At 43.2% G+C, this 26,131-nt stretch carries 28 protein-coding genes and 5 tRNA genes; 8 read left to right on the top strand and 25 right to left on the bottom strand.

Annotated features, from left to right (window positions below; all coding sequences use genetic code 11):
- Positions 1-144 precede the first annotated feature (144 nt).
- From MHB37_RS05755 to MHB37_RS05735, 5 genes are all read right to left on the bottom strand, one after another.
- The gene (locus tag MHB37_RS05755) at positions 145-582 is read right to left on the bottom strand and encodes a DUF6526 family protein (protein ID WP_256716522.1); all 438 of its coding nucleotides are present in this window, start codon (positions 580-582) and stop codon (positions 145-147) included.
- Positions 583-614: 32 nt separating this feature from the next.
- Positions 615-1,520, bottom strand: a complete 906-nt coding sequence (locus MHB37_RS05750; RefSeq protein WP_076099054.1) for a copper amine oxidase N-terminal domain-containing protein — start codon at positions 1,518-1,520, stop codon at positions 615-617.
- Positions 1,521-1,599: 79 nt separating this feature from the next.
- Complete coding sequence (locus tag MHB37_RS05745; protein WP_076099055.1) at positions 1,600-2,019, bottom strand: thiol-disulfide oxidoreductase DCC family protein; 420 nt, start codon at positions 2,017-2,019, stop codon at positions 1,600-1,602.
- Positions 2,020-2,113: 94 nt separating this feature from the next.
- Positions 2,114-2,392 carry a hypothetical protein gene (locus MHB37_RS05740; RefSeq protein ID WP_036681678.1) on the bottom strand — a complete coding sequence of 93 codons (279 nt, stop codon included), beginning with the start codon at positions 2,390-2,392 and terminating at the stop codon, positions 2,114-2,116.
- A 190-nt stretch (positions 2,393-2,582) separates the two neighbouring features.
- Complete coding sequence (locus tag MHB37_RS05735; protein ID WP_036681676.1) at positions 2,583-3,005, bottom strand: organic hydroperoxide resistance protein; 423 nt, start codon at positions 3,003-3,005, stop codon at positions 2,583-2,585.
- Positions 3,006-3,185: 180 nt separating this feature from the next.
- Between MHB37_RS05735 and MHB37_RS05730 the strand changes: the two genes are divergently transcribed.
- Entirely contained in the window at positions 3,186-3,665 is a 480-nt protein-coding gene (locus MHB37_RS05730) for a glutathione peroxidase (RefSeq protein ID WP_038569095.1), read from the top strand.
- A gap of 169 nt (positions 3,666-3,834) precedes the next feature.
- Positions 3,835-4,344 (top strand): GyrI-like domain-containing protein, encoded by a 510-nt coding sequence (locus MHB37_RS05725; protein ID WP_076099056.1) that lies wholly within the window; start codon positions 3,835-3,837, stop codon positions 4,342-4,344.
- A 67-nt stretch (positions 4,345-4,411) separates the two neighbouring features.
- Here the strand turns inward: MHB37_RS05725 and MHB37_RS05720 are convergent.
- Both MHB37_RS05720 and MHB37_RS05715 read right to left on the bottom strand, forming a co-directional pair.
- Positions 4,412-4,494: transfer RNA gene (locus tag MHB37_RS05720), tRNA-Leu, on the bottom strand.
- 88 nt (positions 4,495-4,582) lie between these two features.
- Positions 4,583-4,948: a helix-turn-helix domain-containing protein gene (locus MHB37_RS05715; protein WP_036681672.1), complete on the bottom strand. Its 366-nt coding sequence runs from the start codon at positions 4,946-4,948 to the stop codon at positions 4,583-4,585.
- Positions 4,949-5,174: 226 nt separating this feature from the next.
- On the opposite strand from MHB37_RS05715, the gene MHB37_RS05710 reads away from it, so the two are divergent.
- Positions 5,175-5,798 (top strand): hypothetical protein, encoded by a 624-nt coding sequence (locus tag MHB37_RS05710; protein ID WP_405169030.1) that lies wholly within the window; start codon positions 5,175-5,177, stop codon positions 5,796-5,798.
- Between the two features lie 87 nt (positions 5,799-5,885).
- Here the strand turns inward: MHB37_RS05710 and MHB37_RS05705 are convergent.
- The 15 genes from MHB37_RS05705 to MHB37_RS05635 all read right to left on the bottom strand — a co-directional run bounded on the left by MHB37_RS05705 (position 5,886) and on the right by MHB37_RS05635 (position 15,426).
- A tRNA-Leu gene (locus MHB37_RS05705) sits at positions 5,886-5,968 on the bottom strand.
- Between the two features lie 6 nt (positions 5,969-5,974).
- A tRNA-Glu gene (locus tag MHB37_RS05700) sits at positions 5,975-6,046 on the bottom strand.
- Positions 6,047-6,184: 138 nt separating this feature from the next.
- Complete coding sequence (locus MHB37_RS05695) at positions 6,185-7,375, bottom strand: ABC transporter substrate-binding protein (protein ID WP_076099058.1); 1,191 nt, start codon at positions 7,373-7,375, stop codon at positions 6,185-6,187.
- 71 nt (positions 7,376-7,446) lie between these two features.
- Positions 7,447-8,148, bottom strand: a complete 702-nt coding sequence (locus MHB37_RS05690) for an ABC transporter ATP-binding protein (protein WP_340977316.1) — start codon at positions 8,146-8,148, stop codon at positions 7,447-7,449.
- Between the two features lie 6 nt (positions 8,149-8,154).
- Positions 8,155-8,937, bottom strand: coding sequence for an ABC transporter ATP-binding protein (locus MHB37_RS05685; protein ID WP_340977317.1), 783 nt, complete (start codon positions 8,935-8,937; stop codon positions 8,155-8,157).
- Entirely contained in the window at positions 8,906-9,874 is a 969-nt protein-coding gene (locus MHB37_RS05680; protein WP_340977318.1) for a branched-chain amino acid ABC transporter permease, read from the bottom strand. Before MHB37_RS05680 ends, MHB37_RS05685 begins: the two co-directional genes overlap by 32 nt.
- Positions 9,875-9,884: 10 nt before the next feature.
- Positions 9,885-10,712: a branched-chain amino acid ABC transporter permease gene (locus tag MHB37_RS05675; RefSeq protein ID WP_370511630.1), complete on the bottom strand. Its 828-nt coding sequence runs from the start codon at positions 10,710-10,712 to the stop codon at positions 9,885-9,887.
- Between the two features lie 547 nt (positions 10,713-11,259).
- A complete protein-coding gene (locus tag MHB37_RS05670) occupies positions 11,260-11,721 on the bottom strand; it encodes a DinB family protein (protein ID WP_340977319.1) in 462 nt (153 codons plus the stop codon).
- 34 nt (positions 11,722-11,755) lie between these two features.
- The gene (locus MHB37_RS05665; protein ID WP_405169029.1) at positions 11,756-12,301 is read right to left on the bottom strand and encodes an O-acetyl-ADP-ribose deacetylase; all 546 of its coding nucleotides are present in this window, start codon (positions 12,299-12,301) and stop codon (positions 11,756-11,758) included.
- A gap of 241 nt (positions 12,302-12,542) precedes the next feature.
- The gene (locus MHB37_RS05660) at positions 12,543-13,148 is read right to left on the bottom strand and encodes a class I SAM-dependent methyltransferase (protein WP_076278193.1); all 606 of its coding nucleotides are present in this window, start codon (positions 13,146-13,148) and stop codon (positions 12,543-12,545) included.
- Positions 13,149-13,199: 51 nt separating this feature from the next.
- Positions 13,200-13,670 (bottom strand): hypothetical protein, encoded by a 471-nt coding sequence (locus MHB37_RS05655; RefSeq protein ID WP_280752569.1) that lies wholly within the window; start codon positions 13,668-13,670, stop codon positions 13,200-13,202.
- A gap of 83 nt (positions 13,671-13,753) precedes the next feature.
- Positions 13,754-14,182 (bottom strand): oxidoreductase, encoded by a 429-nt coding sequence (locus tag MHB37_RS05650; RefSeq protein ID WP_405169028.1) that lies wholly within the window; start codon positions 14,180-14,182, stop codon positions 13,754-13,756.
- Positions 14,183-14,358: 176 nt separating this feature from the next.
- Positions 14,359-14,447 (bottom strand) — tRNA-Ser (locus MHB37_RS05645).
- 7 nt (positions 14,448-14,454) lie between these two features.
- Positions 14,455-14,530: transfer RNA gene (locus MHB37_RS05640), tRNA-Asn, on the bottom strand.
- A 143-nt stretch (positions 14,531-14,673) separates the two neighbouring features.
- Entirely contained in the window at positions 14,674-15,426 is a 753-nt protein-coding gene (locus MHB37_RS05635; RefSeq protein WP_076145443.1) for an MBL fold metallo-hydrolase, read from the bottom strand.
- A 129-nt stretch (positions 15,427-15,555) separates the two neighbouring features.
- Here MHB37_RS05635 and MHB37_RS05630 point away from each other — a divergent pair, with 129 nt between their 5' ends.
- Complete coding sequence (locus MHB37_RS05630; protein ID WP_038569079.1) at positions 15,556-15,984, top strand: Lrp/AsnC family transcriptional regulator; 429 nt, start codon at positions 15,556-15,558, stop codon at positions 15,982-15,984.
- A gap of 421 nt (positions 15,985-16,405) precedes the next feature.
- Here the strand turns inward: MHB37_RS05630 and MHB37_RS05625 are convergent, their stop codons facing one another.
- Positions 16,406-23,269 carry an S-layer homology domain-containing protein gene (locus MHB37_RS05625; RefSeq protein ID WP_405169027.1) on the bottom strand — a complete coding sequence of 2,288 codons (6,864 nt, stop codon included), beginning with the start codon at positions 23,267-23,269 and terminating at the stop codon, positions 16,406-16,408.
- A gap of 203 nt (positions 23,270-23,472) precedes the next feature.
- On the opposite strand from MHB37_RS05625, the gene MHB37_RS05620 reads away from it, so the two are divergent.
- A complete protein-coding gene (locus tag MHB37_RS05620) occupies positions 23,473-24,111 on the top strand; it encodes a pentapeptide repeat-containing protein (RefSeq protein ID WP_076129517.1) in 639 nt (212 codons plus the stop codon).
- Here the strand turns inward: MHB37_RS05620 and MHB37_RS05615 are convergent.
- Positions 24,101-24,562 carry a SprT family protein gene (locus MHB37_RS05615; RefSeq protein WP_081383508.1) on the bottom strand — a complete coding sequence of 154 codons (462 nt, stop codon included), beginning with the start codon at positions 24,560-24,562 and terminating at the stop codon, positions 24,101-24,103. The two genes, MHB37_RS05620 and MHB37_RS05615, sit on opposite strands and share 11 nt — an antisense overlap.
- A gap of 120 nt (positions 24,563-24,682) precedes the next feature.
- Between MHB37_RS05615 and MHB37_RS05610 the strand changes: the two genes are divergently transcribed.
- From MHB37_RS05610 to MHB37_RS05600, 3 genes are all read left to right on the top strand, one after another.
- Positions 24,683-25,045: a hypothetical protein gene (locus MHB37_RS05610; protein ID WP_036686808.1), complete on the top strand. Its 363-nt coding sequence runs from the start codon at positions 24,683-24,685 to the stop codon at positions 25,043-25,045.
- Between the two features lie 64 nt (positions 25,046-25,109).
- Positions 25,110-25,241 carry a cortex morphogenetic protein CmpA gene (gene cmpA, locus MHB37_RS05605; RefSeq protein WP_094903512.1) on the top strand — a complete coding sequence of 44 codons (132 nt, stop codon included), beginning with the start codon at positions 25,110-25,112 and terminating at the stop codon, positions 25,239-25,241.
- A gap of 96 nt (positions 25,242-25,337) precedes the next feature.
- Complete coding sequence (locus MHB37_RS05600) at positions 25,338-25,823, top strand: hypothetical protein (protein ID WP_248547872.1); 486 nt, start codon at positions 25,338-25,340, stop codon at positions 25,821-25,823.
- Positions 25,824-25,849: 26 nt separating this feature from the next.
- Here MHB37_RS05600 and MHB37_RS05595 read toward each other — a convergent pair whose 3' ends face one another.
- Positions 25,850-26,044 (bottom strand): hypothetical protein, encoded by a 195-nt coding sequence (locus tag MHB37_RS05595; protein WP_036686806.1) that lies wholly within the window; start codon positions 26,042-26,044, stop codon positions 25,850-25,852.
- Between the last annotated feature and the right edge of the window lie 87 nt (positions 26,045-26,131).

The following is a 26,131-nucleotide window of genomic DNA, read 5'->3' as shown; positions in this document are numbered from 1 at the left end:
AAAAAAAGACAGCAAAAAAGCACCGACAATAACCGTGGATACGGTACATTGAACGGTGCTTCCGTTACTATCCCTTTAATTTACAGCTATAGTAGCATATATATAAGAAGGCAGCAATAAGTTTTTTCGCACATCAAGTGGTTTTTAGACTCTCATCGTATCTTCACGCCAATTCTTGATGGCAGACCGGATATCGGCAGGACTAAGCTTTTCCTTCACCGCCCGCTGACATAGTGCCGGAAACTCTTCATCTCCTGCATACCGAAGTGCAATAATCTGAGCTAATTCAAGCTTTGGATTTAATGCTTCGCCTGTCAATCGGAAATACCGGAACTGCTCCTCCACCCTCACTACTCGATCCTGATTTTTTGTGGCATAAATTCGAATTCGAGTAATCGCAAATAACAGGCATAGAGATAAACCAAATAATAGCAAGGGCACTGTTAAAGCACCATCATCACGTAACACCTGAACGACATAAATTCCCGACCACACAAATATAATCAGCGCTAGCGGCATAGTTACAAAATGATAAGGCCAATCAAAACGCATAAAACCTTTAGGCTTCCCCTTGTTCATCATTCATCTCCATATTTATATGACTTGTATATTGCTTAAAGCTTAGTCTCTCCGGGAATAGCTACGACAAAAGGTTCATTATTCCCCCAGTACAGAGACTGTCCTGAAACTTTAGTAGTTCCATCCGCATTAACCATTCCATAAATAATCTGACTTCCCCAAACACTCGTATAAAAAGAGGCATAGGATGGAGCTAGAACAGGTGCTTTACCATATTCCTTCGCAACTGGGTAACCGAATATCGCGGTAAAATCTTTATTTGTAGCCTCTTTGGACATATCCAGATCAGCTTCCCAAACTACTTTTACAATATTATCCTTGATCTCATAATACTTTACGAAATGTCCATACAATATAAAATAACCATCAGATCTGCCTTCAGGAAAATAATACGTCATTGACAATGCTTCATTATCACCCGTCAATTTGGAGGGTTCTCTTTCTTCAACCGGGAATTGCAGAGCAGCTATGCGGGAAACAACTAAGTCATTACTATTATAATTCTGCACAAGTTTAGCATTGGCCCGTTCCTGAACCCAGACTGTATTCGTAGCAGCATCTACTGTTACTCTCGCTCCAAGAGCCTCCGCAATAAACCGCAGGGGTACCGCTACTCTTCCATCCACTATTTTGGCCGATACATCCAGTTGTACAGCATCCGAGTTCTTCCAAGCCGTCCGTGAGCCAACCGTAAGCTTAATCTTCATAGAATCTCTAGCAATCGTAGCTTGCTTGGTATTGGCATCCCATTGAATAGAAGTATTCTTGAATCTTTCAAAAGCCTTCAGCGGAACCAACGTCTTCCCCGACACGATTTGCACACCAACATCCACACTTGAATTGTTCACCATAATGCGAAGCTTGGGGGCAGCTGAGGCCGTACCGATCATACTTAAAGATAATAACATGACTATAAAAAACAGAAGCCCTTTCCGTTTCACTATTCGTTCACCCCTAGTCATAATATGAAAAAACTATACCCATTTATAGTTTCATTATAACATTCTCCCAAATTATGGATTACAAAAATCTCCGTTTGATCTCTGGGGTAGGGAGCATACACTGCTCATCACGTCCGAACCAACGATAGCGGTTCTTGGCTACATACCGATAAAGGGCATTGCGCAATGGGCGTGGTACTAAGATGAACACGTATGCGGCAGGCCAAGGAAATCTCAATTTACGGGCAATTCTTAGCACAGCGGCCGACTCTGTATAATACACTCCGTTCTCCAGTAAAATCACTGTGTTTAATTGTCCAGGCTGAAGTCCGGACTCTTTCATTAGCTTTGCCGCAATCTCATTCTGTAATGGTGCGAATAGAAATTTAGCGTCGGGGTCACGCGGGATAATGAAACGAACTACCCCCTGGCAAAGATGACACACTCCGTCTATCAACACGATAGACTTATCTTTCATAAGGTTCAGTTCCTCGTTCATGGCTCCCCCTCCGTCTTAAAGGCGTAAATTTCTGCTTTTTTGGGTAAACAAAAACGCGGGATAACCTCCCGCGCCATCAAGTGCCGTTCTTTAATTATTCTGCGATTGCTTTCTCAATCCATTGATCCCCGATCATTTGCCCTTCGAAATCAGCAGTGAATGCCTCCATGCATTTGCAGATGAAATCTTTGCGGCAAATTGGACATGGAGTTTTAAGCAGGCGGCTGATGTTCGTCATTTTCCATTCCGGAAACCGATGATAAAACGCGCGGCACTCCGTTCCATCAGCAAGCTTGATAATGAACTCGTACAATCCTTCCTTATCGTTGCTGCTGGCTTTGGTCACATTCGTAATATTCGGTCTGTAAGACATCTTCATCACCCATTATTTAAATTTTTGGTTGTAAATTGCACACGCAGGCACATTCTCAGATACTTAGACATATTAAAGAATTTTAAGGGTGATGTCAACCAAAGACGCCTAACACGGCAGCTATTTATTACTCTTTTATGATTTACGTCTCTATTTAGCCATTATTTCCATAAAATATATACAGATACATTTAATCGACAATCTTTAATTCAACCTCTATATTACCTCTGGTTGCTTTGGAGTAAGGACAGAATTCGTGAGCCTTCTTCGCCAGTTCCTCTGCTTTGTCGTGTTCAATCCCTGGCAGCTTCACATCCATTCTCACAGCAAGTCTAAAGCCTCCATCGCTGTCATCCTTCCCAATGGACACATTACAAGTTACCTCCACGTCATGGAGTTTCACGCCCTCTTTACGGGCGATATTCGCTAGTGCACTCTCGTAACACGCTCCATAACCAGCCGAGAATAGTTGCTCTGGATTGGTACCGGAACCTCCCGGCCCTCCAAGCTCTTTAGGCATGCTTAGATTATGCTTTAACACGCCATCCGAGGATTCAATGGAGCCTTCACGACCGCCATGGACTGTTGTAGTTGCTGTGTATAATGCTTTCATGAGTCATCTTCTCCTTCATCAAGCTGTATTGGTCATGCTCATACTTTATACTTTAAACAACAGGTATGATTTGAAACGATGATGAGGAATGATTCATAATACTTTCTTATTTGGCTCCAGACCATAAATAGTGTACAATTAAATTGTTAAAAACTTAAATTAGCTATGGAGGTGTCATCCATGAGTATTTATGATTTTGAGGTCAACACTCTTAAGGGTGAAGAGGAATCATTGTCAAAGTACAAGGGTAAAGTACTCCTGGTTGTGAATACTGCCAGCAAATGTGGATTTACTCCCCAGTATAAAGGTCTTCAGGAAGTGTACGAGAAATTCAAGGACCGCGGGTTCGAAGTTTTAGGATTTCCAAGCAATCAATTTGCTGGACAAGAGCCTGGCGAAAGTGATGAAATTGCGGAATACTGCGAGATTAATTATGGGGTAACCTTCCCTATGTTCGAGAAGATTGACGTAAAAGGCGATGAAGCACATCCATTATTCAAATACTTATCCAAAGAAGCCCCTGGTGTCTTAGGCTCAAAAAGCGTGAAATGGAACTTTACGAAGTTTCTGGTTGACCAAGATGGCCGTGTTCTAAAACGGTTTGCTCCTAAAACCACTCCACAGCAGATCGAATCCGATATCTCCAAGCTTTTGAAATAATTCATTAGAAAAAGGATACTCACCACATCACACAGCCCCCTGTTGTTATGCGGTAAAGTATCCTTTTTAACTAGAAAGAACGTCATAATATCGCTATATATCAGCACCCTTTAATCTCTTGGAATATTTTATAATATTGTTGAAATATTTTTGCTGGGAGGGACAATCGGTGACTGTTCAACTGCTTGATATACCCGAACTAAATGTTATTGGCTGGGCAAATGTAAACTCATCCGGGGAGCCATACGCGAATCTTTGGGAATATGTTTTTGGCGAGCTGGATATTGATACAAAATTTGATACTATACCCACAAAAGTTCAAAGCAGCGGTTGTTATCTCGGTCTATTTCAGAACCGTACATCCGTGCCTAAACTGTGGGAGCATACCGCATGGGATATTGATTTTTTCCTTTGTGTTGAAGTCGAGCAGTTAGATTGTATCCCTGAAGGCCTTGTTCATAAGAAACTTCCTGCGTCTACCTATGCTATATTTACTGCTAACGGATTCCCTCAGTTGGCTTTTCAACATACCTGGAATTATATATATAATGAATGGCTGCCGGATTCCGGTTATAAGTTCAACCCTGATGGAGTCTTTTACATCCAATACACGGAAAAGTCCGGTCCGGATGATGAAGGATTCGAAGCCAATCTATGCGTGCCGCTTGTAAAGAAGTAGGTTGTGTGATTGAGGATTGAACAAAAAAAGAAGCCTTGCATCGCAAGGCCTCTTTCTTCATTCTGTATGCGGTAGAGAGGACTCGAACCTCCACGGGTATACACCCACTACCCCCTCAAGATAGCGTGTCTGCCATTCCACCACTACCGCGCGGTGTGTAAAACATAGAACATAAATTTGTTTGAGGTCAACATTCATTATTATAAATGTACTTTTCTCAAAAGTAAAGATGCAGATTTTAAGATTCTTCGTCGACCATTTTCTGTTTACGATATTCAGCAAAAGCTATATATTCCTTGATAAAATTCTTTTCTGCTGGAAGTAATTCATCTACTCGGCTTTCCGATAGCTGAACATCACTCAAATCATAGTCTACGCCGCTCTCTCGTACAGTATCCGGTGTATCTTTGCCGAGAATGAGCCAGTCCAGACTAACATGAAAAAAATCACCGATCTCAATCAGCTTATGTGTTCCTGGAGTAGTCTTTCCCCGCTTCCAATCTCCCATATTACCTGTGCTGATATTTAACTGCTCACAGAATGATTTTTTGGTCAAACCTTTCTGCTTAATCAGGTATTCTATACGTTCGTATATGGTCTGCATCGGTGAATCGCCCTCCATCTAAAAATAAATTACTTATTTACGTAATTGCCTATTGCAAAATAACGTAAAAAAGTATATAATTAGTATTGTTATGTATTATCCGATTATATCATATGGCTGGAGTGACGATAAGAGGCGACTCAGGTGACAAGTATCTGTAGAATACCGTCTGGCCCCCTTTGTTAACTTATCATCCTGAATGATCTCTAGGAGGGAGCGGTGACTTTTGTCAAAATGCTTATCATCTTCCATTATCCATTCACTTGAAGCTTTACCGCACAATGCGGTGGTAATCAACAGTCATGGGATTATCCAGTTCACCAACAGCAGGTGGAAGGCCTTTAGTCATGAATATGGTCTTTCTACTAATAAGAAATGGATTGGCGCGTATTACTCAGAGCTCATGCAAGATGTGATTGTCGATCCCGATCAATGGGCCAAGCTTTATGAATCAGTGAAATATATACTCCGCAGAGAGCATCAGGTTTATACTTCCGAATTCTCCATACAAACCGCTAATAAAGGGAAACGAATCTTCCGTTTGGAGATCTACCCATTTCTCTCAGATCCGCACCCAGAAGCCACTTTTATAATTTCACTATATGATGTGGGCCCCTATAAAGAGCAACCTCTTCATCCGGAGATCATAAACCTCCGTTCAACCTTACCATCATCTTTTGAGCTAATCCCAATCTGTGCTTCCTGTAAATGTATTCGTAATCCTAAGGATGAATGGATCACCATTGAACATTTCTTAAAGCATCAGCTTTCTTTGCAATTCACTCATGATATCTGCCCAGACTGCATAAGACAGCTCTATCCCCAGTATGCTGGGGCTTTTAAGAGATGACCTGACGTCACTGAATTTCACTTCTAATCTTATAAAAAAAAGTAAGAAATCCTCTGCGAACAAAGGGTTTCTTACTTTTTATTTGTATGCGGTAGAGAGGACTCGAACCTCCACGGGTATACACCCACTACCCCCTCAAGATAGCGTGTCTGCCATTCCACCACTACCGCATAATATGACCCGTATGGGATTCGAACCCATGTTACCTCCGTGAAAGGGAGGTGTCTTAACCCCTTGACCAACGGGCCATGCTTTACAAGTTATTTTCTCGTCACAACAAAAATGAGTATATCAAACCATAAGAATTTTGACAAGCCTTTTTTAAAAAAAAGTTTAAACTAAAAGAAACGCGCACCAATAAAGGTACGCGCCTCTAATCACAACGCTTATGGATTTACTTTTGCCTCAAAGGTTTGTACCCCATCTACAAACTTTAGCACCACAGCTGCTTTTACCGGGTCATGCGTTTCATTCATTGTGATTTTACCCGTGGCCAGTTGTAAATCCTTTGTCCCCGCCAGTGCATCCTTCAGCTTCTCAGGTTCTGTGGAATCCGCACGTGTAATCGCGTCTGCCACTAGTTTCACAGCATCATATCCAAGCGCAGCCATCCCATCTGGAACAAGATCACCGTTAGCAGCCTTGAAGGCATCTACGAACGATTTTACTTCTGGCGAGCTATCTTCAGGTGAATAGTGATTGGACATAAACGTATTGTTTAGGGCATCCGCTCCGGCAATCTCAGCCAGCTGAGGTGAATCCCAGCCATCCCCGCCCATAAACGGAACGGTGATCCCCATTTCGCGAGCTTGCTTTACGATTTTTCCGACCTCCTCATAATAGCCTGGAAGATAAATAACATCGGGATTAGCTTCTTTAATACGTGTTAATACGGCTTTAAAATCAGAATCTTTTTGTTGATAGGATTCTTCGCTTAAGATTGAGCCTCCGTTCTTAGTAAACGTTGCTTTAAAGAAGGTCTGCAGCCCTTTGGAATAATCGCTTGAAGCATCCGTATAAATAACAGCCGTCTTCGCTTTAAGTGTATCCTTAGCAAAGTTAGCCATTACTTCACCTTGGAAAGGATCAATAAAAGAGGCCCGGAATACCCATTCGTTCAAATCTCCAGTACGTTCATCAACTGTTACTTTGGGATTGGTGGCTGAGGAGCTAACCAGCGGGATGCCTTTTTCTTGAGCAACGGGAACAATCCCGAGTGTATTCGTAGATGTAGTTGCACCTATAATAGCTACAACTTTATTGGTAGTAATCAGCTTTTGCGCTGCGCGTGTCGCCTCTTCCGACTTGGAAGCATTATCCGCTTCAATCAGCTCAAGTTTTTTGCCGAGTATTCCACCTGCGTCATTAATTTCTTTTACCGCCAGCTTTGCCCCTTTGAGTGCAGAATCACCGAAGGAAGCCTGGCCGCCTGTAAGCTCAAGGTCTGCTCCAATCTTGATGGTCCCTCCACCAGCATTCCCACCTTCAGCAGTAGTGTTGTCTGTCTTGTTCCCACAGCCTGCCAGCAATCCACCAGCCAGCAATGCAGTCAGCAATATGGCCCCGATTTTCTTCATCCTCTTCCAGCCTCCCAAAATAAATATTTTATAGGTTCTTTCTGTGATGCTGTTGTGAACTAGCCGATGAATTAATGTCCCAGATAAGCCATTCTGATCTCTTCCGAATCTGCCAATTCCTTGGCATCTCCCTCAAGCACCACTCTGCCCGTCTCAAGAACGTAAGCCCGATGAGCAATTTTAAGCGCCTGATGGGCATTTTGTTCTACAAGAAGCACTGTTGTTCCAGAGGCATTTACTTCCTGGATGATCCGAAAAATATCCTGAACGAGTAATGGAGCAAGCCCCATCGAGGGTTCATCTAATAATAAAAGCTTGGGATGCCCCATCATCGCGCGCCCCATAGCAAGCATCTGCTGCTCCCCGCCGGATAATGTGCCAGCAAGCTGTTTTTTTCTTTCTAAAAGACGCGGGAAGGTGGAGTAGACCTTGGCAAAATCAGCAGCTAAGCTGCCCGAATCTTGTAAAAAAGCTCCTAGCTCCAGATTTTCTTCCACAGACATATTAGCAAATACACGCCTGCCCTCCGGACAATGAATAAGCCCCTTTTTTACAATAGACTGAACACTCTGATTCGTAATAGATTTATCCATGAAATCTATACTGCCTGTTTTGGGTTTCAGCAGTCCCGAAAGCGTCTTAAGCAACGTGGACTTGCCTGCTCCATTTGCGCCGATTAGAGTTACAATCTCGCCTTTTTTTACATTCATACTTAAATCCTTCAAGGCATGAATAGCCCCATAATATACATTGATCCCCTGTACGCTAAGCATGGTCCACTACGCCTCCTGTCCCAAATAGGCTTCTATGACTTTGGGATGATTCCGTATTTCAACGGGCGTACCTTCAGCAATCAACATTCCGCGATCCAGCACATAAATCCGGTCACACACCCCCATAACCAGGGACATATCGTGCTCGATAAGCAGGATCGTCAGCTCAAACTCTTCACGGATCCAGGCAATAAGATTCATTAGATCCCGAGTTTCATTCGGGTTCATCCCTGCGGCTGGTTCATCCAATAGCAAAAGCTTAGGTCCTGCTGCAAGCGCGCGCGCAATTTCCAAACGCCTTTGATTTCCATAGCTAAGATTCCCGGCACATTCATCACATTGATCGGCAAGATTAAATATTTTGAGAATATCCATAGCCTTTTGCGTAATTTCGTTTTCTTCTACAAAATGCTTAGGCAGACGAAGCATGGAAGTGAACATCGAATGTCTGGCATGCTGGTGAAATGCGATCTTAACGTTATCCAGCACCGTCATAGAAGTAAATAGACGGATATTCTGAAATGTCCGCGCTGCCCCTTTTCGGTTAATCCGATAAGGCTTCATCCCGCCTACTGCCTGATCGCTGAGGATAATATCGCCACTGGAAGGCGGGTATACACCTGTCAGCAAGTTAAAAAGGGTTGTTTTTCCCGCGCCATTAGGTCCGATGAGCCCAATCAACTCGCCTTTATTAATATGGAGAGATACCTCGTTAAGCGCCTTAAGCCCGCCAAATGCACGACTTGCTTGTTGAACATCAAGAAGCACTTCCACTGTTGATGCTGTCACTTGGCTTGACCTCCTTTTTAGACCATTTCAAGAAAGAAAAACCCGTGCTGCCAAGCAGCCCTTTAGGCCGAAAAATCATCATCAGAATTAGAATCGCCGAGTAAATAATCATCCGCAGCTCCGGATATTCCTGAAGCACCGTGAAGAGCACCGTCAGTACAATCGCACCCACGATGGCCCCGCTTGTACTTCCTAGCCCACCTAACACTACCATGACTAGAATTTCGAATGATTTCAGAAAATTAAAGCTGCCAGGATTGATGACGTAGAACTTATGAGCAGAGAGACCACCCGCTATTCCCGCAAATAATGCTCCAAGGGAAAAAGCAATGACTTTGTACAAGGTTGTATTAATCCCCATCGCTTCAGCAGCAATTTCATTCTCCCGAATCGCTATACAAGCCCGGCCGTGAGTGGAACGTATAAAGTTATTGATCACAACAATCGTGACCAATGTGAACAGAAACATAATCGCCCAAGTCGTTTGATTAGGAATGCCGCTTAGGCCTGAAGCTCCGCCCACATATTCTGTATTGAGCAGGACAATCCGGATAATCTCACCAAATCCCAGCGTAGCAATCGCCAGATAGTCTCCATTCAGCCGCAAGGTCGGAATCCCGATAAGTACACCGAAAAATGCAGCAACCAGTCCAGAGATCACTAGCGCCAGCACGAATGGCATCTCAAAGTTCAAAGTTAAAATGGAAGAAACGTAAGCACCAATAGACATAAATCCAGCATGCCCGATTGAGAATTGCCCCGTTATCCCATTAATCAGATTCAAAGACACCGCCAGCATGACATTTATACAAATTAGAATTAGCGTAGACTCCATGACATCATCAAATATTCCCGTTGTTAGAAGAATTTGAATGACGATATATAGCATGACAGAAAATACAATGCCTATCCAAAATGACTTGTTTATCTTCTTCATAGGCATCTCCCTACACTTTCTCGCGGACATTTTTACCAAATAGCCCGGATGGTTTAAAGATAAGGATTAGGATGAGTACAGCAAATGCCACACCATCACGCCAAGAAGAGTATCCCAGAGATGAAACCTCTGTCTCGACTGTGCCCAGCAGAAGTCCCCCTACCAGAGCACCAGGAATACTGCCAATGCCACCTAGAACCGCAGCCACAAAAGCTTTAAGCCCCGGAAGCACCCCCATCATCGGATCCACTGAATTATAAGTCATTCCGAAAATAACGCCTGCTGCTGCCGCAAGTGCAGATCCTATAGCGAAGGTGGCTGAAATGGTCCGATCTACATTAATCCCCATCAACCGTGCTGCTTCCATATCAAAAGAAACGGCCCGCATCGCTTTACCAATCTTTGTTCGGTGCACAATATACTGAAGGATGATCATCAAAATAACCGTCGTCCCCAAGATCATGATTTGATTGGAGTCCACCTGAATCGAGGAACCAAACAAGTTGTATTGCTGCTTATTAAGAATCTCCGGAAATCCTTTAGCCTGAGGACCAAGCACAAACACACCGCTGTATTCCAGCAAAAAAGAAACGCCAATTGCAGTAATCAACACAGCGATTCGCGAAGCTTTTCGTAGAGGTTTGTATGCTAGCCGTTCGATTGACATCCCCAGCAACGCACTGATCGTCATAGAAATCACCAATGAGATAAGTAAGACCAGTATCGGAGGAAGCCCTGCTGAAGCCAAGTACCTGGCACTGAACAATCCAATAAACGACCCAACCATAAACACATCCCCATGGGCGAAATTGATCAATTTAATAATCCCGTAAACCATGGTGTACCCTAGTGCGATCAGAGCATAGATGCTCCCTACAGAAATCCCGTTAATTAACTGTTGAATGAAATACTCCATCGCCGTCCCCCAATCCCCATATTTATTTTTAAAAACACCTTTCTTTAGCTTACATTCATTTTCATCGTTTTATGTCACTTATATTAACACAGTACTATACATGCGTCAGTAAAATTTGTGGTTTTTACTATAATATTCAATATTTAATGTTATATTACATAACATTTTGAGTTAATCCTTTGGGACGTATATAGATAGAAAGTGGGTAAAGAGAAGAAAACAGGAGAATTATGGAGATTTTTAAAGTTTGATTTTCAGAGGGGGAGTCTTTGATTTTACCTACAGATTGCATTTAATGATAAATAATATAACATTTGTCTCTTTGGATATGTGTTTTTCGAGTTTATTATGAGTTCCTGGTCAAGTTGTATCTCTATTTTTGCGAAAAAAAACTCTGTCCCACACAATAATCGAGTGAGAGAAAGCTAATTAGGGTGGTCAGCTCCATTCTTTGCACTTCCGTCACGAGTCAATTACTCATCATTTTCTTGTTTAATTCTTTAATCTGCATCATATGATGTAGGTCATGCGATATAAAATCCTTTAAATAGGACTCAAAGGAAAACCTTCCGTCCACATATTTGCCTGAGTATTTTCCCTCCTCAAGACTACTTATACAATCTAATATTAAGTTACGATACTTCACAGTCAATTCTATTAATTCGTCTTTGGTTTTTGTTTTACCATATGTAACAGCATCATTATTAAATTGATCGAAATCAATAAGTTGAAGTGTTATCGCTTTATCGTATGCTATCGGTTCGATCGTCGATTCATAGAAGTATTTATCCCATAACAAAATATGACTAACAACATCATGAACGGTCCATTTTCCTTCAGCGATGGGTGTTTTCCAATCTAAATCAATAATTTCTAGAACAAATCCATTCCATTCCTTAAACTGATTTAGCAAATCTGATCTGTTATTCATTGGCACATCTCCTTTTTTGGTAAACATCAAAATTCTAACAAAGTCTCTTTAATTCATTCCTATATAGTTCATAGTTCGCTTCATCGAAACATATAAAAACAATCTTATTTATTTCCGACTTATTATTTATAATATATTTTGAAACTTCATCTATAGCTATGCTACAAGCAAGATCTTTCGGAAAATTATATATTCCTGTACTTATATTAGGTATCGCAATACTTGTTACTTCATTAGATTCAGCTAATATTAATAAATTTTTATAGCAATTCCTTAACTTCTCTTCTTCGTTATTCTTTCCACTATTCCAAACAGGACCAACGGTATGAATAACAAATTCACATTTCAGATTTCCTCCTGTTGTTATTACCGCTTCTCCAACCTCACAACCTCCCCTTTGGTTACGAATTTTCATGCAATCCTCTAATATCGCTTTTCCACCAGCTCTATGGATAGCTCCATCTACTCCGCCTCCACCCATTAAGCTTGTGTTTGCTGCATTGACGATAGCATCAACATCTAATTTAGTTATATCTCCTTGAATCAACTGAATCATTGAGTTATTTATAATTACATCCATCTGAAATCCCCCCCGAAGTATAATGGTTGCGAACAAGCATCAAGTGCTGATTGACATTCAAGCGGCTTAAATCACCCTAGGAAACAGTCGCTAGCATTAGACTCGCGGGGTTGTCCACCTAGCTAACTCTTCTTCAAACCTTTACCTTTATCGAACCAACACCTCGTGGTCCACGGCGTGAACGTATTGTTCGCAGCTATCTAGCTTTTTCGGAGCTACTAATATGTTCTTCAGCATCCAGCTATTTTCTATATATGTAATCGATAAATCCTTGTCGTATCCATTCGCCTTCAAACTTTCTTTCCAGTACTCGATCTTCTTTGTATATTAACTGCAAATCATCAAACATAGAATCCGCCTCATGATAATCATAATAAGAGTGTATTACGAATTCATCGTCTTCTATTTGTTCAAACTGATTATCCCCCAAATCAACTCCATCGCCGACTCTAAAATCCTTTAGGGTTAAAAAATTTACAAATAATAATCCATTAGGTTTTAGAACGCGTTTCATTTCATTTATCGCTTTTTTCACATCTTGTTTTCTCATATGAAAAATAGAGTTATATGAATACACAAAACTCATCGACTCATCACTTAGTGCCAACTGTCTCATGTCGCCTTGTTGTATATTTAGATTCTGTCCTCTTTCAGTTGCGAACTGACTAGCTCTTTTAATTTGTTCGTCATTCATCTCAATACCGTATGTACTGTATCCATAGTTTGCAAACAAACTTAGTGGAGGTGAATCCCCTCCCGCCCCGCAGTCTAATATGTTTTTTTCCATACCACTTTCATTGCATAATGCCAAAAATCTGTACAAGGGGATCTGCTTAAACAGTTCCATTTTGATTCCACTCCTCTGACTTATATGGTTTTCCGTCTTCCTTGATATAAACTAATATATTATTAAATGTTTTTTATAGATTGTTAATACAAATTCTTTCTCTACAAAACTATCATCATATCCTTCTATTGGTAGGCCATTATGTAACGGTGAATTTATAAAATCTTCTAAAACTTCTCTTTTATCTCCCGTATATTGAATCGAGCAAGCAAATGGTAGTTCTTTGTTTACATCTGATATTAAGTTGAATCTCAACTGGCTAGCCATTAGATCAAACCACAGGTAAAAGATCATACCATTAGCTGAATTTGATCTATAAATCTGTTCTTGTCTATTTTCAATTACTTTATTTATAAAATTGTCGAAATCATCAATTAAATTTTCTTTCACCAAGTCAGGTTGAATTGTAATTCTCCACATATTTGTCTCAATTTCTTTTTGAATATCAGATTCTGATGCTCCAATGTATATTTGGTCTGTAATTATTTCTGCTAGATTTTTAAAGTACTCATCTTTGTTCATGTAACGTACTCCTTATATTCACGGATTCTCATCAATGAGATCCCATCTTGGCAAACACAGAGCAATAGCAACGAGCAGAAATGTTATAATGTCTCTTTTATAACTTTCTCGTACTCATCCCATTTAAAATAAAAAGGCCCAACATCAATAGCTTTTTTGCTGGGTTCCAGTTTGAAATCTCTCCATATAATAAGATCTTCTTCTCTCTCAATAAACACTGATATAAAGCCACACTCTTCATCGCCACACCAGGGACAGACTAATATTGGGTACCTGTAGTACAAATATTCATGCATTTCGTTTAACAAAAAATAATTAATCATTTTCCTTTGATGCTCTTCACTACCCCACCCGAGGGAAGGAACCCTATCATATTTTTTTAACATTTGGTAAAGAGATCTACCATCAATTATTACGTCGGCAAAAATAGTATTTTTATTCCCCTCTTGATCCGGATCAAAACTATCATATCGGCTTGACGGTTTTGTTTGTATTTGATTTATTGTTTTCATGCTCCCTCCTTTAAACTCTTCACACTTATCAATTAAACATTCGATCCCTCCACACCATTCCCCTTCCAAAATATTGAATACACCGTTTCTCAGAATCGCATATAGCAACCGAAAAATAAATTCACAAACAACAAAAAAGAGCTCCCAGAATGGAAGCTCTTCTATGTAATTCAGAACGGAGAGAGTGGGATTCGAACCCACGCACCGCTTACGCAGTCTAACCCCTTAGCAGAGGGTCCCCTTATAGCCACTTGGGTATCTCTCCATGAAAATGGCTCCCCGAACAGGACTCGAACCTGTGACAACTCGATTAACAGTCGAGTGCTCTACCAACTGAGCTATCAGGGAACATTACAAGTGAACATGAATTAATTTATCATGATTTCAAGGTCTAGTCAAGCGGGCAAAATAATTTTTGTGATCGTTTTCAAATTTATGCTATTATTCGGCCGCTTGCTAGATTTTTTAAAGAGATTTCCATCCCTCTCCGTCTATAGATTACACCATTCTCCATCCTGCGGAAGGTGTACCCGATCCCCCAACGATTCCTTCTCTAAATGAGCTTTTAGCTTATCTCGGGTAACCAAACAATGGTTAATGGCGTCCATGTGCACAGCAATCACTTTAGTAGAAGGAGCATATTCACATAGGTCTACGACATCCTGCTCATTCATTGTAATATGGCATCCGCTTAAAAACTGAGCACCACCAGCATTCACAACGGTCACCTCAGGTTTAAAAACCTCCAATGCCATTCTCACCTTATCACACCAAATCGTATCCCCAGCCACATATAGAACAGGTTCGCCTTCCGCCTGAAATACAAACCCGGATACCTTACCCATAAGTTTACCAGTCACTCCAGTGCCATGCCGTCCATCAGTACGTGTTATAGTTATTCCATTAAACGTCAGTGAACCGCTAATTTCCGTGGTATGCTCAAACCCCTGCTTCGCTAATTTATCTCCATCTCCTTCCTGACATAATAGTGGTAGATCATGCGGCAACAAAGAAATGGCAGCAGCATCCCAATGATCCTGATGAAGATGTGTGACAAGAATTGCATTAGGACTCAGCCATTGTTCTACGGCTCCCGGCAAAGGAACGAGCGGATTGCGGCGATCATTTTCAGTATTAAAAATAGGCGGATTAGCACCCTGTTCACTCAACATAGGATCAATTAAAAATGTACTGCCACCATACTCTAGCCATAGGGTCGCGTTGCGGATATGCTGTATTTTCATCGGAAGCCCTTCTTTCTTTCAGTTATCTTCTGCTACAATTAATTATAGTTGGACCTTAAAACAGAATACATTGAGATTGGAAAAAGATTGGCCTGTTCTACTTTCACGCAGAAAGGATTTTAGATAATAATGAGTTCTTATTTTATAGATGATGTGGATTTTCGCATCCTGCAGCTTCTAATTGAAGATTCCACGATCAGTCACAAAGATATTGGGCAGCAAGTGCATATGACCGGTCAGGCTGTGGGCGCACGTATTCGCAAAATGCAGGACACCGGAGTGATTGAAGGCTACACGGTCCGCTGGAATCCGGATAAGGTTGGGGAGACTATTCATGCCTTTATTACTGTTTTTTTGGGTTCGAATACGGTTCACCCAGCCTTTCAGACATTCGCAAAGCAGCATGATAGTGTAAAAGAAATACATAGGGTCAGCGGAGAAGGCTGCTACTGGATACGTGTTCGTACCGGAAGCCAAAAGGAGTTGAATAGCTTTCTCGACGAACTGCTGAAGTTCGGAAATTACAGAGTCAATCTATCGATGGGAAAACTGAAATAAGTCTGTATCGGAATCGGATATGAAGCTACTATCGGACCCAGTTGACCTTATACTCAGCATAATCGCATATTTGGCATACTATCGGACCCCATTGCCTCTATTGGCACGAAAAACACCAAATATGAGCCTCTTTCGAACGAATAGCATCACTTGAGTCCGAAACCCTGCCCAAAAGGCTAAAAACTTGCCAATAGCGTCATTGGGGTCCGCAAGCCTCAGCCAATGATAGCTCGGCGATGTTGGTGTTGGTGTTTATGCAAGTGATTGGGTTACTCAAAGTCAATGAGCTTTCGCTTGCCCATAAGCTTTTATAGCAGGCCAGCCATCGTCAAAAACGCAGAGCAGCGATTCTCCAATAACCGGAGGATCGCTGCTCTGCTGTCTTTTTACTTATGCCATATTGTAGCTTCTACCGCGGTAGCTAATTCAATAATTCAGCTGCTCTAAGCAACCGTACAAGAATTACGGCGGCTTCTGCACGGCTAGTATCACTGCTAGGTACAAAGCTGCCTGATGGTTGACCTTTCATAATGCCTTTTGCAACCAGGTCAGACACTGCTTCTTTAGCCCATGAGGAAATAGTTGAAGCGTCTGTGAAAACATCTGTAGCAACGATTGCTCTAGATCCTTCAGCTTTTAGATTCAGCAGCTTCATTGCTCTGGCTGCCATAACAGCCAGTTGCTCCCGTGTAATAGGGGCGTTCGGACGGAAGGTTCCATCCTCATAGCCTTGAACCAGTCCTAAGGCTGCAGCAGCTCTGGCGTCCGCTGCATACCAAGATAAATCGGACACATCACTGAAGGTCTTCGTCGTGTTCGCAGCTACAAGACCTAACGATCGAATCAGCATAGCTGCGAACTCGGCACGACTGACAGATTTCTGAGGTGCAAAGGTATCTGTGGATTGTCCGGTCAAGATCAGTCGGCTGGCAAGTCCCTCAATCTCATTTCTCGCCCAATGTGTAGCAATATCCCCAAAAGTCACAGGGTGCAGCGCAGCGACAAATACACCGCTCGCAATACTGCTCTTAACCGTAACCTTGGTCATCCCATTAACGGGCTCATACAATGCAGGTACATAACGGAAGGAACCCGTCTGTTCATCGTAAATAAGGACTACACCTGTCTTCGCATCCAGCGCCTCCTTAAGCATAAATGTACGATCTACATAAGTGGTACCGAACCCGCTTGCTGCTACAGAGGTTTTTCCATCCGTTACCTTTAGAGTGAAATTAGCCGGTGTTCCTTGCACAGTAAAGCCTTGCTGCTTAGCTTTGACAAGCAGTTGTTCCAATCCTTTTCCGCTTAGCGAATTTACATTGAACTCCAGTGTGCCTGCCGGCATTTGTGCGGCTTTGAGCACACTCTCCACAAGCTCTAACGGGAAGCGGTAGCTCATCCCTCCACTTTCAATAACAAGCACAGCTTTGGGGCTAAGTGCCGCCGCCTTACGTAAAGCATCTGCACTAAACCGGGCTGTGCCGTCACCGTTAGCTGATATCTCGATAACAGCCTGCCCTGCAGTCGCCTTAGCTTTTAGCTGCGCATCATGATTAGCTGCTGGCGTAGGTGCTGGTGTAGCCGTCGGTGTGCCGGGTTGAACAGGGTTCACTGACCCTGTAGGGTCTGTTGGACCAGGAGTACTTGTTGGTTCTGGAGTATTCGTTGGACTAGGAGTACTCGTCGGACTGGGAGTACTTGTTGGATCCACAGGATCGATCGGGTCTACAGGATCTGTCCCGCCAGGTGATAGCACCTCAATTGTATATCCCCTCTTATCGCTGCCCACAGTTACCGTGAAGTCTGTGATACCCGCTTTAATTCCATTAAGACTGTCGTTGGTAAATGTAGCAATCTCATTGCTCATAATATTTAGAGTAGCTTGTGCGGTAATATCTCTGCCTTCTTTATCTAGTACCTTAAGCGTAGCTGACTTACCCTGCTCTAATACCACAGGCCCGCTCTGTCCATCTGCTAGTTTGATAGAGAACGGTTTAATGGCTGAGGCTATTCCTTGATTTTGTTCTTTAATGCTTAAGTCAGGAGAGGCATTGGTCAGTAGGTTCATCCGTTCGCCACGAATAATCATGTTGTCGACCAACAGACTCCCTTTCAGATTTTTCGTAACTTCTATACCGCTTGTACCTGCACCATCAAATACATTATTCGTCAGCACAACTCCATCAATGGAAGTGAGAGTATCTCCCTCTAGATCACCTTGAGCAATCAGCCCCGAATAAGTGCTGTCCAGTGCCGTATTGTTGCGAATGAGTACTTTTCCTTTCAGATCACTCTCACCAGCATAAAGCCATAACGCACCCAGATTCACGCCGTAACCGGAATCGTAGCTGCCAGTTCTAAGCAAGGTATTTCGCTCCACAATCGTTGTTCCTTGGAATGGCTCGGCGGTGAAACGGGTGGACACTGCAATCCCGGCTCCATTAGTCACAGTGTCTTTTACCACGTTGTCCTGGACTTTGTTATCTTTCCCCCCAAAGACTACAATGTTATCCGCTAACCAAGGCAAGGATACCGTATTAAAACGTGCCGTGTTGTTATAGCTCGGTGTACGTTCCGTACCATTCACATCCGTCAACTTGCCGTCAGTAAACGACCACATTGCGATTCCATCATCCCCTGGATAGCGGATGTCACTTTGTTCCATCATGCTGTTGCCAGTCCCTACGGCAAAGTTAATTCCGTCTGCCATAAGATTGCGGATCCGCAGACCTGCCATGTACAGACCATTCGTACGCGCCTTTTCACCCATCGGCTGAGTTAACCACAAGCCTGCTTTGGTATGTTCTATCCAAACGTTCTGTATAATCGAACCTTGGCCAAAAGCACCATGAAAAGCGTTGGTGATCGCTTCATCATCCCGTTCGTTAATGCCGCCTTCAATCATCAGATCGTAAACACCAACCTTACCGCCGTGACCATAAAACTTAGCTCCATTCAGAACCGTATACCACATGCCGGCACCACGTATTTCAGCGGTATCCAGATCCAGCAGACCCTCACCGACATTAAAGGTACCCGCCGGGAACCACACACCTTTACCTGTCGCATTCGCTTCGGCAAGGGCTGCCTTGAAGGCTGCGGTATCATCTCCCTCATCATTCGCTGCCGCTCCAAAATCCGTTACGGAAATAAATCCGTCCGGGCGAGCCAACTCAGGGGCAACCTGCTCCATATCCACCAGGTCAATGACGTAAGAAGCTGCGTTGTCTCCTGTTCCCTTCTCTAAGCGAATAGTTGCTCCGGCAGGAGCATCGCCGATCAGAGCATGGATTTCGTCAAAGAAGCGTTGTCCACTGCCTTGGCGAGGGTCATTTGACCATGGGTAGCTGCCATATTCCCAAGCATATTTGGATGTCAGCTTAAGCTGCTTCTTAATTCCATCCACATATAGAGTCAAGGTTTCTTCCGCACCAGCCCCATCTGGACTATCAGGAATAGAATATCGAAGAACGATGGAGTTAGCTGATTCTGCAAGCTTGAACTCTAGATAATCTCCCGTATTCTTTAAGGCCACCGCTTGTCGTCCAGAAGCCTCGGAAGCCATGCTGAGATATTTCCGCGACGAACCAATCAACGTTCCGTTTGTTGCCGCATCCTCAGCTTCATAGCTGATATATGGAACCGTTGCTCCACGGTATGTTTTGTTTACGCTGTTTTTTACGGTCAGGCTATCAAGGGTTACTTTACTCCAATCCACGTTGTCACTGCTTAGAGAAACCGTGTTGATGCCTGCACGAAGCTGCAGTTTTACCGCTACAGTCTTCCAAGAGGCAGACTTGCCAAGACTAACCTTGCCCCCTTCGTTTAATCCATTCACCTCTAGTGCCAGATCCGTTGCGGCAGCAGCGGTATTTTTGTATCGAATAACAGCATCGTATTCCCCAGCCTGCTGGGCGTTGACTGCAAACCGTATAACACGTTCCCCTTTGAATACTTCTCCTCCTGCATAAATTGCATCAGCAGGGATAGGTAAGAAGCTCCAGAGCTCACTATCAGTTCCATTTGCAGCAGAACCAAGCTGAACAGCCGATGCGCTGTGAGAAAGAAGACCTGTTCCATTCGCACTTAGCAGAACAGCATAACCTAACTTCTCTTCCAGCTTCCATTGGGATCTTTCTGTATCTCCAGCAGCTAACAAGACCACTTGGTCCGATTCATTGAGTGAAAGATAATGTTGTGTCTGAACATTCATAATTCGTTTGCGTCCGTTTATCTCCTGCACCAGCCACTGGGATTGAGCCGCCACATCGGAAGCATCTGCATATAGGACAGCCCCCTCTTTTTCGGCCAATACTTTACCAGCCATGCCTTTCGGTACAATGGTTATGATGTTGGTATCATTTTGAACTGGAGTTGTTGTATTGTTATTGCGCAGTTCTCCAGATGGAGTAGTAAACTCCTGTGGAGCCGCCTCAAGTGTCCATAGTGCCGTACCCTCACTTTCTAGCAAAAGCGCACGTTCAGCATATCCTGTCTTATTGGCAATGTTTATTAATTCATCGTCGTATTCTCCAAAGAGACTACGAATGGTGTAATGTGTATAATCGGAAGCCAAGCTTACTTCCCAGGCGGATGCTCCGTCTACAGCAGGATCTGTACTACTGCTCTCCAAATATGAATAATCACCATTCAGCGTTAAAAAATGACCTGTTGCCCGGTTGGTGATCGTCTGTTTACCCTCCTGCACAGATACATTCCAGTGCGAAAATCCATTGTCTGCTGACGGCTGCCCGTACAGAACAACCCCATGCTCATTTTCGTATAAATACTCTCCGCTGCTTGCATTCTTGAATCTTACAGGGTAATCAGGCAGCGGCGGAGCAATCGCTTCAACCGCTTCAGCAGTAAAATGTGCACTGCTTTTTTCCGCTGTATCTGCAGCTTTACTGATTCGGAGAATTGGGTTGCCGTTATCATCAGGCGCACCATAGATATAGTGACCAGCCCATGAGCTCATAATGGTAGTCACACCGGACGGTTGCATATCAACCTTCCACTTAATGCTGGCCCATACATCGTACACTGTTTGCAAAGTCTGAACGCTAACTTTAGGATCAATCTCATCTACAGCCCCACCTATATGCTCAAGGGAGAGATAGCGTCCAGTGCCTTTATTTTTTATCTTCACCGATCCATTGCTGCCGGTTATTTCTTGCAGCTGCCAGACAAAGGAATCGTCATTCAAATCAAGTGGACCATAAGTAGCCTGGCCTACTGTTACATCCTCGTTCTCAGCAGCTAGAGGTGCAAGATTTTCGTTAGAGTGTGCAGATTCCAGGTCAGCATAGACAGCTTCAGTAACCGTCTTGGATTCTGGCAATTCCTCTAGTGCGGCTGAAGAAGTCAGCAAAGGACCATCCTTAAGATATTGATCTTCTCCATTTACAGCATCTAGCTGAAAACGGAACAAATCTTGTTTTTTCTCGGTGACCGGAACAAATCTCCACTGCGGACTGCCCCAACCTGGATTGATCACTCCGTACTCAGCATATTTAGTGAGGTTTTGAAGTGAAATATACTTCTCTGGGATTTTATTAGGTTCCTTGTCGAGAACGCTACTGATTACGTAGGTGTTGTTCCCAACATTTTTGCCTGTCCAGATGTATTCTCGTTCCACATGATTTCTGTCTGGAAGCTCTGTGACCTGAAGATGGCCATTTGGCATATTCATCGTGTTCATGTAATGGCCTGTTTTCTTGTTTTTGAACAGCTTGCGGCCGTTATATTTCTCCACGAGCCACTGATCGGAGCCGTCCTTCTGCATATTTCCATATTTTAAAAGACCATCAACACTCTCATACCAATAAAATGACTTCCAGCCATTCTGAATCCGGTAATAGGGCACTGTGCCGTCAGTCGGTGTGTTAGGATCTAAAAGCTGCCACTGAGCGCTCAAAGAAGTCGCATCCCCAATCGCACCCGCATGTTCTCCACCCAATGTAGACAAATAAATGCCTGTGCTTTCGAGATTCTGAAGCGTCTGGTAATCATCATAATCATCGGAATCATTAAAAATCCATTGATCCGACGGCTGACTTCCGCTAATCTGCAAGGCCTTTGCAGTACCTTCACTATAAGAAACATAATGATCGGTTGCCGCATTACGAATACGCTTATTGCCGTCATAATCTTCTATATACCATAGATAGTTAGAGGTGTTAGCGGCATCTGGTGTAATAATTCCATGCTTAAGCTCGCCGTTTGCGGATTCATATAAGAAATCTGTAGCCACTTGTGCATCCGTATAAGTTGCCAGACGTACAGGCTGTAATTCGGAAATAGGCACAATTCTCCACTGCGCGCTTGGATTAGAGGCTGAGCCCGGCCAGCTGTTAGATCGCACATTATTGTCATCGCTGAATTGTGGATTTAGCCATAATGGACTCCCCTCTTCAGTTAAACCACTGTTACGAAGGGTAATGAAGCCCGTCCCATCAGGGCCTGGTGCATGCTCTTGGACCCATTCACTTAGCTTCACATGATCCATATCGACTTCCTGCGAAAAAACCCCAGCCCAGGTCACTTCATTTTGCTTAATATAATGACCTGTCGCACGGTTGCGAATCATTACTGTTCCGTCATCCGTCCCTGATTCAAGATACCACTGGGCCGCTTCATTGCTGACAGGCTGTTTACCGTAAAGAACATTCCCTTCACTTTCATACATTACCTGACCGGGGCGGAGACGACTCTCTAGCCGTACAGGTGCTGCATTTGGATCTATAAAAGCCCACTGCGGACTCTCAAACGTAACATTGATATCCGAGCTTACTTGCGCATAACCAAGCTGATTCTCCTCGTGGATAACCAATTTCCCCTCTGGCACAGTCGCACTTCGGATGATCATGTATCCATTGCGATTGGAAGTATCGATTAGCCACTGATCCGCAACACTTCCTGAACCTTGGCGTTCTGCCGCCTTAAGTGAATCCTCTTTGCCGTTGTTACCAGCCATTGTAATGTAATGGCCTGTCTTCACATTCTTGATTCGTGACAGCCCGTTCACCGTCTCAACCGTCCAATGCGCTGAAGCATCGGCTGGATTGGTCATGCCATAACGCACGATTCCTGCGGATGTCTCATATAAAAAGTTGTTTTTCCACTTATTCTTGATGAGTACCGTACCTGATGGAATTTGCTCAGCGCCTGTTCCTCCAACCCCTTCTGCTCCCACGGAACCACTACCGGTTCCCATTACAGGCAAGCTTGAAAAAATCAGCAGCAGCGCGAGCAGACCCGCCATTGCGGACCTGATTCGTTTCATACATGTGCCCCCTCTAATTAATATGGACTTCCTTTTCATATTAGTTTGGGAACGCTTACAAAACGATGTGCGATTTTATCCAGAAAAAGGTGTATTTGTACGGATATCCAATCCCTACAACCTTCATGAAGATTGACAAATCGGTTTAACGCGATGATAGTTAGTTTTAGCTACCCGCAAGGAGTAAACAAACGGAGGTACATATGAATTTCAAAATTGATTCGCCAAAAATAGCAGATCCAGACTCTCTTCTTCCTGAGCAAATATATTCGCTGCAAACCAAGGACGAATTCAGCTGTTGCAGCATCAGCGATACGGTTATTGATAATCAAGAGGCTAATAAGGTCAGCTTTGATCGCGTGATTTTTAAAAATGTAACGATTACGGAGTGCTCCCTAACTGGGATCGAGCTTATGGACGTGATATTTGATCGCTGTGATCTATCTAATGTGGATTTTACGAATGGCATTATTCATCGAACTGAATTTAGAAACTGCAAGCTCATTGGCACAGACTTTACAAGAGGCAGATTCCAGAATGTTCGTGTAGTAGATTGTATCGGGGATTTTGCTACGTTTCGATTCGCTAATCTGAAGCAGGTTTCTTTTGAGAACAGCTCATTAATGAGTTCCGACTACTATCAGTCAAATTTCCAAAAAATCAGCTTCAGCGAGTGTAATATGGATCAAGCCACATTGTCAGGATCAAAGCTTAATGGGATCGACCTTAGTGACTGCGAGTTCAGTGGCTTGATCGTGGATATCAAAGATTTAGAAGGATGCATCATTTCGCCTCAGCAAGCTGTTTCTTTTGTCGGATTATTAGGTTTGGTTATAAAATAAATAACTTCAACTTGCCCGAACATTTACCGCAGCGATAACGCTTAGGGTCTACTTTTCGCTTACGCGGATACTCCATGGCACAGGCACTGCATACAAGCTTATATCGATAGGGCAGCGGCTTCCGAGCTTTTGCACCCGGCAGTGTCTGACAGTAGCGGCTTCCGCCGACTTGCGCCAGCAGGCTTTTGAAATCAGCGTCACGATGCATATACCCTCGCTTAGCCAAATGCAAATGATAATGGCAGAGCTCATGCTTTATAATCCGCTCCGTCTCTTCTCTGCCAAACATGGCAAGCTGATGGGGATTAATCTCTATATTATGGCTTTTGGTAAAATATCGGCCACCCGTTGAGGACAACCGGCTGTTAAAGCTCGCCTTATGCCTAAACGGCACGCCAAAGCTGTCCCGTGATACCTGCTCAATCCACAGCTGTAGCTCTTCGTTGCTCATAGTTTCCATAGCGTTCTATCACAAGTCCTTTCCACGGGAAATAAGATCTCTACTTGAATTGTAACTTGTGCATAGGCTAAACTGTCAAGAAGGAAGACAAGTACGGAGGGAGAATGAACAATGCCGAAAATGCGGTATGTAATTTTGCAGCAAAATCAAGAATTACAATTCGTGGAAATGCCTGAGGAATATGCGTACCAACTAAGTGCGCTCAATTTACGCCTGAACAAAGAAATCGACAAGCTGACAGCCGATAATGTTCCGGATCTGCCCTTAGCCATCGCCGAGTGCGATTCGCTGGATCTGTTACGTGAGGATTACTCCCTGGAGTCCGGTCTGGATTATATCAATAGATTGGAACAAGCCTTCGCCTCTGTTCAAGAGCAGAAGAACTACCCACTGATCTCCCTGCTTACTGAGATACGAGCACTACAGGCTCAATTGGAGCAGTGGTACGAAGAGGAAGCAGAAAGCCTACTGTAATCCGCACCTTTAGGCTTATTTCTCCATATTCTAACTTACGTAAGTTGTTAGAGGAGGGATTCGCTTGCCACAGTGGCTCTGCCATCAGCTAATGAAAGCTTATTACAAAAAAGACCGCCGTCAGATCAAGCTGCTGAATGAGTGCTGGTTCTTTTATCGTAATTCTGCGGAATCGAGTAATGAGATGAAGTTATAGCCTCGGATGATTAAGATCTAGGTCATATTTAAAGCAGCGGATACCGTCTTTTAAAAAGACGGTATCCGCTTTTGTTAAGAAAGGGGACTTATAATCATGATCAGTAGAACAAGACATATACAGCTGTCTCCGGAAAGTGAGACTGAGGAAGAGGATAATTATAATCTCTATGTCATAGTCACATTCCCTGACCGCTCCCGCTGGGCATCGGATTTCTACACCTTCAAGAACATCGAAGCGATCCGACAAGACTACATCCAAAGTGGTGCTTGTCTAAATGGGGCCTACTGGAGTGCACCTAATTATCTAACTGTCGTGGATCATATTGATCGCAAGCGAATTGAAGAAATCGTCGATTTATATATTTCGGAAGGTACATTCGAATACGCCTTTGAATACATAGGACAGGTCACGGAGCGGGATCTGAAGATTATCGATTATCCAGAAGGCTTTTTCAACCCTTTAGAAAAGCTTGAGCACAGATACGTTATGCGGCAGTTCGCTGCAATTGAGTTTATGCTGGAGAATGCTGCACCAGAAACTATAGCAGTAATAAAAAAGATCATCGCAGAGAAACAATAAGACTCCGCCTTAAGAATCAATCCTTATTAAAACTTAGGAAATACATATTTAACCAAAAAGAACAGAAAACCAAAAAATATAATAATGTAAGCAGCATATTTAATAAAGGTAGATGCGACAACGCTGGAATCCGATTTCCGTTGTACCTCCCTATGCTCCACCTCAACACTTCTATCCTTATAGCCCGGTTCCATCAGCAATCTCTCCTTTCGAATGTTCATCTTTGATAGCCTCCATTAACCCGAGGCTTTCAAGATTGAATCAAAATTCTAGATTGGATTAAAAAAAAGACCGGAATTCTCTTCAGC

The organism is Paenibacillus sp. FSL H3-0286 (assembly GCF_045040705.1).
Lineage (GTDB): Bacteria > Bacillota > Bacilli > Paenibacillales > Paenibacillaceae > Paenibacillus_AQ > Paenibacillus_AQ odorifer.
This window is presented reverse-complemented; position numbering and strand designations above follow the sequence as displayed.

What these genes read in the sequence shown, in the direction of transcription:
- MHB37_RS05615 (WP_081383508.1), bottom strand. Translation starts at nt 24,562, where the DNA reads ATGAGCAACGAAGAGCTACAGCTGTGGATTGAGCAGGTATCACGGGAC.
- MHB37_RS05675 (WP_370511630.1), bottom strand. Translation starts at nt 10,712, where the DNA reads ATGGTTTACGGGATTATTAAATTGATCAATTTCGCCCATGGGGATGTG.
- MHB37_RS05625 (WP_405169027.1), bottom strand. Translation starts at nt 23,269, where the DNA reads ATGAAACGAATCAGGTCCGCAATGGCGGGTCTGCTCGCGCTGCTGCTG.
- MHB37_RS05665 (WP_405169029.1), bottom strand. Translation starts at nt 12,301, where the DNA reads ATGGATGTAATTATAAATAACTCAATGATTCAGTTGATTCAAGGAGAT.
- MHB37_RS05660 (WP_076278193.1), bottom strand. Translation starts at nt 13,148, where the DNA reads ATGGAACTGTTTAAGCAGATCCCCTTGTACAGATTTTTGGCATTATGC.
- MHB37_RS05620 (WP_076129517.1), top strand. Translation starts at nt 23,473, where the DNA reads ATGAATTTCAAAATTGATTCGCCAAAAATAGCAGATCCAGACTCTCTT.
- MHB37_RS05680 (WP_340977318.1), bottom strand. Translation starts at nt 9,874, where the DNA reads ATGAAGAAGATAAACAAGTCATTTTGGATAGGCATTGTATTTTCTGTC.
- MHB37_RS05715 (WP_036681672.1), bottom strand. Translation starts at nt 4,948, where the DNA reads ATGCAGACCATATACGAACGTATAGAATACCTGATTAAGCAGAAAGGT.
- MHB37_RS05730 (WP_038569095.1), top strand. Translation starts at nt 3,186, where the DNA reads ATGAGTATTTATGATTTTGAGGTCAACACTCTTAAGGGTGAAGAGGAA.
- MHB37_RS05695 (WP_076099058.1), bottom strand. Translation starts at nt 7,375, where the DNA reads ATGAAGAAAATCGGGGCCATATTGCTGACTGCATTGCTGGCTGGTGGA.
- MHB37_RS05755 (WP_256716522.1), bottom strand. Translation starts at nt 582, where the DNA reads ATGATGAACAAGGGGAAGCCTAAAGGTTTTATGCGTTTTGATTGGCCT.
- MHB37_RS05600 (WP_248547872.1), top strand. Translation starts at nt 25,338, where the DNA reads ATGATCAGTAGAACAAGACATATACAGCTGTCTCCGGAAAGTGAGACT.
- MHB37_RS05740 (WP_036681678.1), bottom strand. Translation starts at nt 2,392, where the DNA reads ATGTCTTACAGACCGAATATTACGAATGTGACCAAAGCCAGCAGCAAC.
- MHB37_RS05630 (WP_038569079.1), top strand. Translation starts at nt 15,556, where the DNA reads ATGAGTTCTTATTTTATAGATGATGTGGATTTTCGCATCCTGCAGCTT.
- MHB37_RS05745 (WP_076099055.1), bottom strand. Translation starts at nt 2,019, where the DNA reads ATGAACGAGGAACTGAACCTTATGAAAGATAAGTCTATCGTGTTGATA.
- MHB37_RS05635 (WP_076145443.1), bottom strand. Translation starts at nt 15,426, where the DNA reads ATGAAAATACAGCATATCCGCAACGCGACCCTATGGCTAGAGTATGGT.
- MHB37_RS05650 (WP_405169028.1), bottom strand. Translation starts at nt 14,182, where the DNA reads ATGAAAACAATAAATCAAATACAAACAAAACCGTCAAGCCGATATGAT.
- MHB37_RS05595 (WP_036686806.1), bottom strand. Translation starts at nt 26,044, where the DNA reads ATGAACATTCGAAAGGAGAGATTGCTGATGGAACCGGGCTATAAGGAT.
- MHB37_RS05690 (WP_340977316.1), bottom strand. Translation starts at nt 8,148, where the DNA reads ATGCTTAGCGTACAGGGGATCAATGTATATTATGGGGCTATTCATGCC.
- MHB37_RS05655 (WP_280752569.1), bottom strand. Translation starts at nt 13,670, where the DNA reads ATGAACAAAGATGAGTACTTTAAAAATCTAGCAGAAATAATTACAGAC.
- MHB37_RS05610 (WP_036686808.1), top strand. Translation starts at nt 24,683, where the DNA reads ATGCCGAAAATGCGGTATGTAATTTTGCAGCAAAATCAAGAATTACAA.
- MHB37_RS05735 (WP_036681676.1), bottom strand. Translation starts at nt 3,005, where the DNA reads ATGAAAGCATTATACACAGCAACTACAACAGTCCATGGCGGTCGTGAA.
- MHB37_RS05670 (WP_340977319.1), bottom strand. Translation starts at nt 11,721, where the DNA reads ATGAATAACAGATCAGATTTGCTAAATCAGTTTAAGGAATGGAATGGA.